The following is a 13,776-nucleotide window of genomic DNA, read 5'->3' as shown; positions in this document are numbered from 1 at the left end:
ATGTCATCTTGCAATCTAATAGATGGGGATGGATAATGATTTTAATTTACAGAGACAGGAGACGGTGGAGACGATGAGAGGGAAACCATCTGTACATAGACAAAACATGCGTCCGAATAGCATTCGTAAAATTATGGTGGCAGCTACGCAATATGATGATGTGATTCCGTTACAGATTGGCGAGCCGGAGGGTGATACGGCGGCACATATCGTCGAAGCGGGACAAATGGCGATGGCAGCGGGTTATACGCATTACACATCCAATGCGGGCTTGCCTTCGCTGCGTGAGGCGATTGTAGCGCGGATGCAGCGTAAATATGGCATAGAGATCGATCCGGGGCGTGTCGTGGTCACGACAGGTGCGGTGAGTGCGCTGCATGCGATTTTGCTGTCTTTGGTTGATATGGGTGAGGAAGTATTGATTCCAGATCCGGGGTATCCTAATTATGAGGGGATGCTGTGTATGCAACATGCAGAGCCGGTGTATTATGCTACGCGGGCGGAAGATGGATACATACCGGATTTGCAAGATATGGAGTCCAAAATCACTCCAGCAACGAAAGCGATTATTGTCAATTCGCCTTGTAATCCGACTGGAGCAGTGTATCCGCGTCAGGTATGGCAGGAGCTGTTGGCACTGGCGGAGCGGCACGATCTATTTGTGATTTCGGATGAGATTTATGATGAGTTGGTTTACGATGGCGAAGTGTGTTGTCCGCTAGAAGTACGCCCAGATCTGGCGCATCGGATTGTAAGCGTGAATGGCTTTTCCAAAGGGTATGCGATGACCGGATGGCGTCTCGGTTATATGATCGTGCCGGAGGAATTGACGGAGCTAATATGGAAGCTGTTGGAGCCGACAACGACCTGTGCGGCGGAGTTTACGCAAAAGGCGGGCGAAGCGGCGCTGAATGGGGATCAGTCCCATGTAGAGGCAGAGCGGTTGCGCTATAAAGCGAAGCGAGATCGTGCGTGCGAGCTGCTGGAGCAGTACGGAATTCCGCATTCGCGTCCACAGGGGGCGTTTTATATTATGGCGGACATTTCGGCAACGGGAATGACTTCGGAGCCATTTGCATTTGGATTGTTGCATGAAGAGAAGGTGATTGTAGCACCGGGGGAAGGATTTGGTCCGGCGGGGCTGCACCGCGTGCGAATTTGTTTTGCAGGCAGTGTGGAGTTGCTAGAAGAGGGGCTGCATCGATTGGGGCGGTATTATGAATTGTTGGTGCGAAAGGCTTCAGCGACGACGTGGTTACGGTAAGATTGGATTGGAGATAGGATAACAGCAGTATCTTTTGACATTCGACGTCAATGTGAATAGAAAAGGCTTCGTTTTACAGGTGGAGTGTATTATCTGTAAAGCGCAGTCTTTTTGGTGTGAAAGTGGACGAATGATGATCATTAAGGAGCGGAGTCAAAATGGAACGTATGAACACACAAAAAGAGTGGTTGGACTATATAAATCGATTGCAGGAGCGTGAACGACAAAAAATAATGTCTGGTGGGTTAAACAATTGGGTGATAGCAGTCGCCTTATTGGGGTTAGCTTACTGGTTATATCCCGACATCGTTAACATCCAAAAACATGGGTTGGTTGTGATAGTTGGGTATGCTTTTTTTACAAATATTTTGATTTCGACGTTCGACATTTTTAATGTGTATGTGAGAAATGATAAGATTCATAATTTCTATTACAGTAAAAAGAAGAATATTGATCATAAAGGTAATATGATTCTTCAAGTATTTGATGCCGTTGTTAATTTGGTGAATGTATCAATTAACGTGATATTACTTGCTATAAGTCACACTAAAGGGTATTACGTATTTGAATTATACTTTGCATTATATAGTATTCGATATTTTTACGATTTTATGATGTTAGTATATATTCAAATTAAAAAGTATAGGCTTGAACAGTCTACAATATTAGAATCTGAATTATATGTAACACGGGATCGAAAAATTAGTATGATGCTCATTTGGACAGGGGCATCTATATTTCTTCATGCGTATCTTACCTACAGTATAATACAAACGGTAAATTTTAATAATTTACTCTGGAAACAACTATTTGACGGTTTCGCCATAGGCATTATCGTTATCCTGATCCAGTTTATGATAACTATTTTTATAAAAAGAATAAAAATAGCTTGGTTGGAAGAGTTGGAAAAAGAAATTGTTCTACAATCACTGGATGAGGAACGAATTATTTTCAAATTAAAAAATGGCTATTACGCGTCAAGTAATATCGATAATTATTTTGGCTGATTGGCTTTATTCCAATTATTCGTCTCTGTTGTGCCGCTTTGGTTCTCTCCCGGGTTAAAGTATCACCCGTTTGCCGCGTGTTCTTTCGGGAAATGGACTTTTCTACTACAATAAAAGCCGCGATAGATGATGGGAATCGGATTGGGAATGGGATGATTCTTGTATGGGAACCTATTAGATATTTAAAATGTTGGTTTTATCAATTTGTGGATATGGGTGGTAGTGGAGATGATGACTTCTTTGACAACAACGGGACGCAGGCGGAAGCCGCCGGTGATTCCTTTGACAGGGCCGCTGCGCAATGCGTGGGATGCGGCGCTGATTATTATGGGCGCGTTTGTGATGTCGCTGGCATTTAATTTGTTTTTGCTGCCTAATCATATTGCGTCTGGTGGCGTGGCGGGCATCTCGATTATTGCGGCGCAAGTGTTAGGCGTGGAACCGGCGTATACGCAGTGGGTGTTTAATATTCCGCTATTTGTGGCGGGATATTTTGTGCTGGGGCGGCATTCTAGTATTCGTTCGCTGCTGGGCACAATTGTATTACCATTGTTTGTATACATCACGCGGGATATTCCCGCGCCGACGACGAATCCGCTGCTCGGCGCACTATATGGAGGAATTGGTGTAGGTCTGGGCTTGGGAATTGTGTTTCGTGGTCGCGGATCGACTGGTGGCATGGCGATATTGGCGCAGATGATTCATAAGCTGACCGGGTTTAGCATGTCGTTTTGTGTGGTGATGACCGATGGTACGGTGATTCTGCTGGCGGCGATATTTCTCAAGCCAGAACAGGCGCTGTATGCATTGATCGGGTTGTTTGTGACGAGTAAAATGATTGATGCGGTAGAACTGGGCTTTAGCAATTCAAAAGTTGCCTATATTATCTCCGAGGAAGTCGAGGCAATGCAGCGGGCGATTCTGAATGATCTGGATCGCGGGTTAACGAAGCTGAATGCAGAGGGCGGTTATACGGGGGATGAGCGTACTGTTTTCATGGTTGTTGTTGGGCAAAATGAAGCTAGCCGCTTAAAAACGATTGTGCGGTCGGTCGATCCAGAGGCGTTTGTCATTATTAGCAATGCGCATGAGGTGCTGGGGAAAGGGTTTAAGCTACCGGGATGAAATGGTAAGGAGCATCACACTTCGAACGTAGAGGTGTGATGCTCTTTTTTTGGTAAATCGTTTCATTGGATATGGTGAGAAGCGCAGACCGCAGGCAGATGTTAAATTAAAGGCGTAGGCGCTGGTTCAAGTTGTTCAGTATGACGTTATTCACGGAAGGGCTGGCATGACTGGGTATCGGATTAATTGTAGACGTCGTGTTGATTTCAGATTCGGCTGATGTGGGACGATTAGAATTGGGAATTGCAGAGGGAGTATCTGCTAACCAGATCAGCGCCATTTGGATAGACTGTTGTTGTCGAGCAGCTTGCACTTGATATACACCGGGGCGTATCGTCCATAGTTGACCGGATACAGCCGAGGAATCATCTGGCTCCAGATCGCCGCCGGTTGTATCCTCGGCTGCACCTGCGAACAGTTGACCTGATGGAACATACAGCATACCGGACATTTGCGGCTGCTCAATATGCGCTACGATATGCACATCGTATGTACCGTCATGTTCTACATGCAAGAATAGGATGCGACCATAATTGCTTTCTTCCAATTCATCTTGCTCGATCGTCCACCAATCGGACGTATCGTCGATTCGATGACGAATAGCTTGCAAGTCGAAGATCGAGAGAGCGGCTGTATCGGTTGTAAAGGAAAATGATGAATGCATCGAAGAACTCACTCCGTTCACATTGGTATAAACTAAGGATAACGATGTAGCTGGGATCATGCTTTGTCTTTATTTTAACATGACACGGCTCTATCATCATCTGGAGAGGAATCCGCACCATAACGGAGATATGATAAACTGTCAGGCTGAAATAATGTTTGTGTGCAAAGTTGTATTTATATTACATATGATGTATAATAATACACAGCTTATTCATCGGAGACGTTACCGCCACCTCAGCAATCGGAGCCATGCCAACATCGATACAGCAACAGCGATAGATGAAGCAGATTGGCAACGTATGATATGGCGTAGAAGCAAGGAACAGGGGGAATGGAAGATGAGTTCAGATCAACTAAAAGTCGCAATTGTAGGTTCCACCGGCTATGGCGGGGTGGAACTGATTCGTTTTTTGCAGCATCATCCACAAGTAGAGATTGCATCGGTAATCTCGGCTTCTAGTAGTGGCAAGCCGATGTCGGATCAATTTCCACATTTGAATGGATTGCTGGATATGGAGTTGGACGGTGTGAATCCTGCCGAAACAGCGCAAAAAGCAGATCTGGTCTTTCTGGCGACACCATCCGGTGTGAGCGGCGAACTGGCTCCGCAATATCTGGAAGCAGGTCTGAAAGTGATCGATCTGTCTGGCGATTATCGTCTCAAGGATGCAGCTGTATACGAGCAATGGTACAAGCATACAGCACCGCAGGCGGATGTGCTGGCTGAAGCGGTATACGGATTATGCGAACGTAAGGGCGCAAGTGTAGCAGGTCAGCGACTCATCTCCAATCCCGGCTGTTATCCAACAGCGACGCTACTCGGTCTGTTACCGGGTGTGGACGCTGGTTGGGTGGATACCAATACGATCATTATTGACGCCAAATCCGGCGTATCTGGTGCAGGACGAGGCACCAGCCTGACATCCCATTATGCGGAAATGAATGAAAACTTCAAAGCGTATAAAATCAACAAGCATCAGCATATTCCAGAAATCGAGCAGGTGCTTGGTGAAGTCGCAGGTAAGCCAGTGACAGTCACATTTACAACCCATCTCGTGCCGATGACACGCGGTATTATGAGTACGATGTATATGACGGCGACAGGCAATCATTCCGAGCAGGACTGGATTGATCTGTACCGCGATTATTATAAAGATCGTCCATTTGTCCGTGTACGGAGCAAAGGACAATGGCCATCTACCAAAGAGGTAGCAGGTTCCAACTATTGCGATATCGGCTTTGCACTGGATGAGCGTACCGGTCGTATGACGATTGTGTCGGTCATTGATAATCTGGTCAAGGGTGCTGCCGGTCAGGCAATTCAAAACCTGAATCTGATGATGGGCTGGGATGAGAATCTCGGACTCAACATGATTCCGGTGTATCCTTAACAGATACGATCAACAATGACGCTGCTGATCTCGCGATCATGCACATATCGGTATAGAGTATCTATTTTCTACAAATACATCTTCTCAAATTTACATCGTCGATCAGGAAGTGAGTGGAGATATCATGTCAGATCAAGCATTTCAACAGGTTCAGAACGGTTCAATCGTCACACCGGCAGGATTTCAGGCAGCAGGGCTGCATTGCGGATTGAAAAAGACAGAGCGTAACGACCTAGGCGTTATCGTATGTGATGTTCCGGCAGCGTCGGCGGCAGTATATACGACGAATCTGTTTCAGGCGGCACCGCTACAAGTGACTCGCGAAAGTCTAACCAATGGTACACTGCGCGCTGTCGTTGTGAATAGTGGTAATGCAAACGCCTGTACTGGTCAGCAAGGTGAGCAGGATGCGTATACGATGCGTGCGCGCACGGCGCAGCAATTTCATTTGCATGAAGACGATGTGGCGGTTGCATCGACTGGTGTCATCGGCGAACTGTTGAAAATGGATCGTCTCACTTCCGGTATCGATAATCTGGCTGCGGCAACGGGCAATACGGCGGAGCATGCAGAAGCATTTTGCCAGTCGATTCTGACGACCGATCTGGTGAAAAAGGAAATCTGTGTAGCGGTGAAAGTGAATGGTGTTACTGTTCACATCGCTGGAGCAGCCAAAGGGTCGGGCATGATTCACCCCAATATGGCGACGATGCTGGCATTTATGACGACGGATGCGAAGATTTCATCTGCTCATCTGCATCAGTTGCTACGCGATACGACAGATCGTACGTTTAATATGATTACGGTTGATGGCGATACGAGTACCAACGATATGCTGGTGTCAATGGCAAGCGGACTGGCAGAGCATGAGGAACTGACGCCAGCGCATGCTGATTGGGAAGCATATGCTGCTGGATTCCGCCATGTATGTGAGCATCTGGCACAAGCGATTGCCCGCGATGGCGAAGGAGCGACCAAGCTTGTAGAGGTTGTGGTCAACGGTGCAATTAGTGATCTGTCCGCCAGAGCGATTGCCAAAACGGTCATTGGTTCCAGTCTTGTCAAATCTGCTATGTTTGGTGCAGATGCCAACTGGGGACGTGTGATTGCGGCGGTTGGGCGTGCTGGCGAACCGGTAAATGTGAATACAGTCGATATTCGCCTTGGAGATATCGTCGTGCTTACTGGATCGCGTCCAGTGCCATTTGATGAAGATGCGGCGCTGGAATATTTGAAAGGCGATACGGTACAGATTGTGGTCGATCTGCATTATGGGGAAGGTAGCGCACTCGCATGGGGCTGCGATCTGACATACGATTATGTGCGTATCAATGCGGCGTATCGTACGTAACCATGGAATTGGGAATTTAATATTATGATGGCAATAACGACAGGGCAGGTTGTTGTTGCCAGTGTACATATCGGCTATGACGTTTAAATATATGTAACGAGTGACTTTCATACCAAGCGATATCCAACGATATTTTCAGAAACGAGATACATCATTTATCTACAATAGAACCACAATACAACATAGACAATCGGAGAATGGAGGATATGGATATGACAGAACAGACAGCCCGTACCTTTGTGATGAAATGTGGCGGCAGTACGTTGGCGGCGCTGCCGGATTCATTTTTTGCAGATTTGCAGCAGATTCAGGAGTCTGGTATTCAGCCAGTTATCGTGCATGGCGGTGGCCCGGCGATCTCGGACAATCTGGGCAAATTAGGGATTGAAACCGAGTTTGTCGGCGGATTACGCAAAACGACCGAACAAGTGCTGGATGTCGTGGAGATGGTGCTTTCGGGTAGCATCAACAAGCAGATCGTCCGACGAATTCAGGGCAGCCGGGCAAAAGCTATCGGCATCTCCGGTGTCGACGGCGGTCTGATTCAGGCCAAACCGGTTGCCAATTCCGCGGAAGTCGGATTGGTGGGCGATGTCACTTATGTAGAGGCATCCATTATCCGCTCCATTACTGATCTGGGCTATATGCCGGTCATCGCTCCAGTAGGTGTCGATGCTACCGGGCAACGTTATAACATCAATGCCGATACGGCGGCGGGAGCGGTTGCTTCGCACCTTGGCGTACCACGCATGATCGTGGTCACCGACGTACCGGGCATTATGAAGCAAGTGGACGGCGAAAAGAAAGTACTGCCGCAAGTAACAATCGCAGACATTGAGCAGTTGATCGAAACTGGCGAAATCTATGGCGGCATGATCCCCAAAGTCAAAGCAGCGATTGCCTGCATTCAAGGTGATGTACAAGAAGTGATTATCGTGGATGGCAGTGAGCCTGGCATTCTGAGCCGGGTACTGAACGGCGATGCTGTTGGCACACGCATTGTGCGAAGTACCGTACTGTAAGTGTAACGTTCACTATTACAGCAAGTGCCAATTCTCTAACGAACAGTGTAAACCAACGATTAAGGAGCGTGACCAGCATGGCTAATCCGATCAACAACCAGCAATCACCAGCAAATACCGAAAGTGCGTTATTCCCTTCGTATGCGCGATACCCACTTGCTTTTGACAAAGGAAAAGGAAGTTATCTATGGGATGTCAACGGTAAGAAGTATCTGGACTTTATGTGCGGACTGGCAGTAACCAATCTGGGACATGCTCCCGAACGTGTAACAGCCAAGCTGAAGGATCAACTGGATCAACTGTGGCATACGTCCAATCTGTTCCAGATTCCGAATCAGGAAAAAGCGGCGCAAATGCTGACATCGATGACATCCGGTGACGCGGTGTTTTTCTGTAACAGCGGTGCGGAAGCGAACGAAGCGGCGATCAAACTGGCGCGTAAGTATCAGCAAAAGATCAAAGGCGAAGAGCGTTACGAGATCATTACCTTTACCCAGTCATTCCACGGTCGTACATTGGCAACGTTAACTGCTACCGGACAGGATAAAGTGAAAGAAGGCTTCCATCCACTACCAGCAGGCTTTATTACTGTTCCATTGAACGATCTGGATGCCCTGCAAGATGCAATCGGACCGCATACCGCTGCTGTCATGCTAGAAATGATTCAGGCGGAAGGCGGCGTGCATCCGGCAGGTGTGGAGTATGTACAGGCAGTAGCAGAGTTGTGCAAACAAAATGGTCTGCTGCTCATTATCGACGAGATTCAGACCGGTATGGGACGTACTGGCAAATTGCTGGCATTTGAACATTACGGTATCGAACCGGATATCTTCACACTGGCAAAAGGTCTGGCAAGCGGATTCCCCGTTGGTGCGATGGTTGGCAAAGCTCATCTGAAAGAAGCATTCAGCGCAGGCAGTCACGGTTCGACCTTTGGCGGTACGCCGCTCGCAACCGCAGCGGTAATCGCAACACTGGAAACGTTACAGGAGCAACATGTAGTCGAACATGCTGCACAGATGGGCGACTATCTGAATCAACAGCTGCATGACAAATTTGCAGATCATCCATTTGTATTGGAGATTCGCGGCAAAGGGTTGATGATCGGGATCGAATGTGCAGGTCCGATCAACGAACTCATTCTTGTTGGACAGGAAAAAGGTCTGCTGTTCGTTAATGCTGGTCCGAATGTTATCCGTTTGCTGCCGAATCTGCTGATCACAAAAGAAGAAATTGATCAGGCGATCACTCTTTTGAGCGAGATTATTCAGGAATATGCGCCAGTCGTAACGGCGGGCAGTCCGAACGGCAAGTAAGCGAAACGTGTGTATTTCCACTTATTTTTTGTGCATTTCCACTCATTTGATGCACCCAATCGGTTGCATACGCATGAATAATATAGGTTGACCATACGATTCCTAATCATACAATCGTGCACCTGATATAGCGTGCATACTATACAAAGAACAGATCGGTGTGCCGTATGCCTAATCCGCATACAGCAACAATGTCACCGATTACTGAGGAGGCTGGAACATTGTCCGATGCAACACAAACAGGCAAGCTGGAATTGAGCCATTTTAAAGGCAAAGATTTTATTGAGCTGAGCGACTATACCGCTGAGGAAATTCATTTTCTGATCGAGCTGGCGATTGAATTGAAACGCAAGCAAAAAGCTGGTGAAGTGTATCGCCCGCTGGAAGGCAAAACAGTTGGATTGATTTTTGAAAAGTCGTCCACTCGCACACGCGTATCGTTTGAAGTCGGTACGTATCAGCTGGGCGGACACGCGCTGTTCCTGAGCAAAAATGATATTCAGATGGGACGCGGCGAGACGATTGCCGATACGGCGCAAGTGATGTCTCGTTATCTGGACGGTATTATGATTCGTACGTTCGGTCATGAAAATGTAACCGAGCTGGCGAAATATGCCGACATTCCGGTTATTAACGGACTGAGCGATCTAGGACATCCATGTCAGGTGCTGGCAGATTTCCAAACGATTGTGGAGCACAAAGGCAAGCTGAAAGGACTGAAGCTGGCGTATATCGGCGACGGCAACAATATGGCGCACTCGCTCATGATCGGCGGCGCGCGTGTCGGTCTGGATGTATATGTAGCAAGCCCGGAAGGGTACGAGCCAGATCCTGAAGTGTTGAAGCAGTGCGAAGTGCTGGCAGCAGAGAGCGGCGCAACGATCAAGGTTGTACGTGATCCAAAAGAAGCGGTAGCCAACGCAGACGCGATCTATACCGATGTGTGGGCGAGCATGGGCTTTGAGGAAGAGCAGAAGATACGGGAGCAAGCATTTGCAGCGTATCAGGTGAATGAGGAACTGGTTAGCCATGCGAAGCCAGATTATATCTTCTTGCATTGTCTGCCTGCTCACCGCGGCGAAGAAGTGAGCGCGGGTGTGATCGACGGTGGCAACAGCGTTATTTTCGATGAAGCGGAAAATCGTCTGCATGCGCAAAAAGCGATTATGGCGGCGCTGATCGGCTAATCTCTTCCTAATCAGAAACAAAGCGCACAACCCGGTTGTTGGGCGCAGCAGGAACCTTTACAATAACAATAATGAACAATACACAGCCTTTTGACGGACAGGAACAGAGCGGGCGCAACTTGTGTGTGTCTGCGATCCACCTGTCCGCTTCAAGAGGTTTTACATTGGGGGGCACTTAAAATGGCAAAAGACAAAATTGTACTGGCATACTCCGGTGGACTGGACACGTCCATCATCCTGAAATGGCTAAAAGAAACATATGACGCGGAAATCATTACGTTTACAGCGGATATCGGACAGGCAGACGAGCTGGACGGTCTGGAAGAAAAAGCACTGGCAACTGGCGCATCCAAAGTATACATCGACGATCTGCGCGCAGAATTCGCTGAAGATTTCATTTATCCAATGTTCCAAGCAGGTGCGCTGTATGAAGGACAATACCTGCTGGGCACCAGTATTGCGCGTCCACTGATTGCCAAACGTATGGTGGAAATCGCTCGTGCTGAAGGCGCCATTGCTATCGCTCACGGCGCAACCGGCAAAGGGAATGATCAGGTTCGCTTTGAATTGAATGCAGCAGCACTGGCACCGGAGATCAAAGTGATCGCGCCTTGGCGTCTGGAGAAATTCCGTGAAGACTTCCCGGGACGTGCGGAAATGATCTCTTATGCTGAATCTCATGGCATTCCGGTAACAGCATCGGCGGCGAAGCCATATTCCACCGACCGTAACCTGCTGCATATCAGCTACGAAAGCGGCGTACTGGAAGATCCGAACTTTGACGCAAGTGCAGAGAGCAACAAAGATATGTTCGTCCTGAGTGTATCCCCGGAAGATGCACCGGATCAGCCGGAAATGCTGGAGCTGGAATTTGCACAAGGCAATTGTATCTCGCTCAACGGTCAATCGCTGACTCCGCTGGAAGTGATGGAGAAGCTGAACGAGCTGGGCGGCAAGCACGGGATCGGTCGCGTCGATATGGTGGAAAACCGTTTTGTCGGCATGAAGAGTCGCGGCGTATACGAGACACCGGGCGGCACGATTCTGTTCACTGCTCACCGTAAAATGGAGTCACTGACGATGGATCGCGAAGTGATGAGTTTGCGTGATTCGCTCATTACTCGTTATGCGAACCTCGTGTACAATGGCTTCTGGTTCGCACCAGAGCGTCTGGCACTGCAAGCACTTGTAACCGAAAGTCAGAAGAACGTGACTGGTACGGTACGCGTGAAGCTGTATAAAGGTAATATCATCGCTGCCGGTTTGAGCAGCCCATACAGTCTGTACAATCCGGATATCGCTACGATGGAAGCCGATCCGACAAATGCGTATGATCAAGGCGATGCAGCTGGCTTTATTCAGCTGAATGCACTGCGTCTGAAAGTCGGCGCGGGCGTACAACAGCAAGCAGCAAGCCAAGTGAAGCAGGGAGTGTGACCGGCAACATGAGCAAATTATGGGGCGGACGTTTTACGAAACAAACGAATCATCTGGTGGAGGAATATACAGCTTCCATCAACTTTGATAAAGCATTAGCAGAAGAAGATATTCAGGGCAGTTTGGCGCATGTTACGATGCTGGGCAAATGTGGCATCGTACCGGCAGAAGATGTAGAGACGATCAAAGCCGGTCTGAACAGAGTATTGGACAAAATCCGTGCCGGGCAGGTGCAATTCTCCGTATCGGATGAAGATATTCATATGAATATCGAAAAGCATCTGATCGAAGAAGTCGGCGCAGTCGGTGGCAAGCTGCATACTGGTCGCAGTCGTAACGATCAGGTGGCAACCGATATGCACTTGTACTTGCGCAATCGGGTAGTAGAACTGACCGGACTGCTGCACACGTTGCAGGAAGCGCTGATCGGGCAGGCAAAAGACAATCTGAATACAATCATTCCCGGTTATACGCATCTACAACGTGCGCAACCGATTCTGTTCGCGCATCATCTTATGGCGTATGTGTCCATGTTTGAGCGAGATATCGACCGACTCAAGGACAGCTACAAACGGATCAATGTACTGCCGCTTGGCGCAGGTGCGCTGGCAGGTACGACATTCCCGATTGATCGTCATTTTGTGGCAGAGCAGTTGGGCTTTGACGGTGTATATGAAAATAGTCTGGATGCAGTTAGTGACCGTGACTTTATCGTCGAGTTTCTGGCGGGTGCTTCGCTCATCATGACGCATCTGTCGCGTCTGAGCGAAGAACTGGTGCTATGGAGCAGTACGGAGTTCAACTTTATCGAGTTGGATGACGCATTCTGTACTGGTAGTAGCATTATGCCACAAAAGAAAAACCCGGACGTACCAGAGCTGGTACGCGGCAAAACAGGTCGGGTATACGGCAATCTGATCGGTCTGCTGACCGTGCTGAAGTCGTTGCCACTGGCATACAACAAAGATATGCAGGAAGACAAAGAAGGCATGTTCGATACAGTCGCGACGCTGGAAGGTGCACTGCAACTATTCGCGCCAATGATCTCCACTATGAAGGTAAATACTGGGCGGATGAGAGAAGCGGTCAATAAGGACTTTTCAAATGCGACCGATATTGCAGACTTCCTTGTGAACAAAGGTCTGCCTTTCCGTCAGGCGCATGAAGTGATCGGCAAAACGGTGCTGTACTGCATTCAGGAAGGTAAGTATTTGCTGGATCTGACGCTGGAAGAGTTCCAGAACTTCTCGCCACTGTTTGACGATAACATCTATCAAGTGCTGCAACCGGAAACGGTAGTGAATGCGCGTAACGTCTATGGCGGTACAGCAACAGTACAGGTAGAGCAGGCGATTGAACGTGCAGGCGGCAAGCTGCAACATACGGTGCAGTGGCTAGAGCAGCATACACGTTCGTAATTGGGTTGTTTCAATAGAATGAATTACAACTGAAATAGACATTATGCTCTGAATGAAATGAGAGCATGTGCATGATTAGCGGCATTTCTTCTCAATGGAGAGGGGATGCCGCTTTTTGTGTTATGTACTGTTCAGTTATAAGGGGAGGGCAAGTGCTTGTAGCGAAGATGATCTGCAACGATGGAGAATAATCTGCAAGAATGGAAAGATGATCTGCATGAACGTGGCATGAGAGAGAGAAGAAACTATGAGATCGCTGAGTATGATATACAAGAATAGGGAAGACGATACAGGCAAACATATGAGAATAATCATAATAACATCAGATCAGAGCATGGCTTTTTTGTGACAAAGGAGTGGGGAAGAAAGGAGAATACTGCTTGTTCTGCAATTTTCTTAGTATGTAAGGATGAAAAGGTCATAATAGAACAGCAATATATATCGAAATGATAACCTATTTATGAATGAAACGTAATCGATCATGATGAGAGTAGCTGTTTCACGTAACTGGATAGATGCAATATCCTATTTTTGTAATGAAAAGAAATACAATGTAAGCTTGTTTATACTGGATATAGCGGAGGAGGCGAAC

General features: G+C 47.9%; 11 protein-coding genes. 10 read left to right on the top strand and 1 reads right to left on the bottom strand.

From position 1 onward, the window contains the following. The first annotated feature begins 73 nt into the window (after positions 1 to 73). From ACE3MZ_RS20570 to ACE3MZ_RS20560, 3 genes are all read left to right on the top strand, one after another. Positions 74 to 1,264 (top strand): pyridoxal phosphate-dependent aminotransferase, encoded by a 1,191-nt coding sequence (locus tag ACE3MZ_RS20570; RefSeq protein WP_411343953.1) that lies wholly within the window; start codon positions 74 to 76, stop codon positions 1,262 to 1,264. Positions 1,265 to 1,422: 158 nt separating this feature from the next. After that, positions 1,423 to 2,271, top strand: coding sequence for a hypothetical protein (locus tag ACE3MZ_RS20565; protein WP_411343952.1), 849 nt, complete (start codon positions 1,423 to 1,425; stop codon positions 2,269 to 2,271). Between the two features lie 228 nt (positions 2,272 to 2,499). After that, positions 2,500 to 3,396, top strand: coding sequence for a YitT family protein (locus tag ACE3MZ_RS20560; RefSeq protein WP_411343951.1), 897 nt, complete (start codon positions 2,500 to 2,502; stop codon positions 3,394 to 3,396). A gap of 106 nt (positions 3,397 to 3,502) precedes the next feature. On the opposite strand, the gene ACE3MZ_RS20555 is transcribed toward ACE3MZ_RS20560, so the two are convergent. Then, on the bottom strand, positions 3,503 to 4,060 hold the full coding sequence (locus tag ACE3MZ_RS20555; RefSeq protein ID WP_411343950.1) for a DUF6386 family protein: 558 nt from the start codon (positions 4,058 to 4,060) through the stop codon (positions 3,503 to 3,505). A gap of 340 nt (positions 4,061 to 4,400) precedes the next feature. Between ACE3MZ_RS20555 and argC the strand changes: the two genes are divergently transcribed. The 7 genes from argC (at position 4,401) to argH (ending at position 13,184) form a co-directional block, all read left to right on the top strand. Further along, positions 4,401 to 5,453: an N-acetyl-gamma-glutamyl-phosphate reductase gene (argC, locus tag ACE3MZ_RS20550; RefSeq protein ID WP_411343949.1), complete on the top strand. Its 1,053-nt coding sequence runs from the start codon at positions 4,401 to 4,403 to the stop codon at positions 5,451 to 5,453. 124 nt (positions 5,454 to 5,577) lie between these two features. Next, a complete protein-coding gene (gene argJ, locus ACE3MZ_RS20545; protein ID WP_411343948.1) occupies positions 5,578 to 6,804 on the top strand; it encodes a bifunctional glutamate N-acetyltransferase/amino-acid acetyltransferase ArgJ in 1,227 nt (408 codons plus the stop codon). Positions 6,805 to 7,016: 212 nt separating this feature from the next. Next, complete coding sequence (gene argB, locus ACE3MZ_RS20540; protein WP_411343947.1) at positions 7,017 to 7,826, top strand: acetylglutamate kinase; 810 nt, start codon at positions 7,017 to 7,019, stop codon at positions 7,824 to 7,826. 77 nt (positions 7,827 to 7,903) lie between these two features. Beyond that, entirely contained in the window at positions 7,904 to 9,142 is a 1,239-nt protein-coding gene (locus tag ACE3MZ_RS20535; protein WP_411343946.1) for an acetylornithine transaminase, read from the top strand. 221 nt (positions 9,143 to 9,363) lie between these two features. After that, the gene (gene argF, locus ACE3MZ_RS20530; RefSeq protein WP_411343945.1) at positions 9,364 to 10,329 is read left to right on the top strand and encodes an ornithine carbamoyltransferase; all 966 of its coding nucleotides are present in this window, start codon (positions 9,364 to 9,366) and stop codon (positions 10,327 to 10,329) included. A 180-nt stretch (positions 10,330 to 10,509) separates the two neighbouring features. Next, a complete protein-coding gene (locus ACE3MZ_RS20525) occupies positions 10,510 to 11,766 on the top strand; it encodes an argininosuccinate synthase (RefSeq protein ID WP_411343944.1) in 1,257 nt (418 codons plus the stop codon). An 8-nt stretch (positions 11,767 to 11,774) separates the two neighbouring features. Continuing rightward, positions 11,775 to 13,184: an argininosuccinate lyase gene (gene argH / locus ACE3MZ_RS20520; protein ID WP_411343943.1), complete on the top strand. Its 1,410-nt coding sequence runs from the start codon at positions 11,775 to 11,777 to the stop codon at positions 13,182 to 13,184. Positions 13,185 to 13,776: the final 592 nt, after the last annotated feature.

Source organism: Paenibacillus sp. WLX1005, from assembly GCF_046603685.1.
In the GTDB taxonomy this organism is placed as follows: Bacteria; Bacillota; Bacilli; order Paenibacillales; family Paenibacillaceae; genus Saccharibacillus.
The sequence above is the reverse complement of the archived record's forward strand: the minus strand, read 5'-3'. Positions and strand labels throughout refer to the sequence as shown.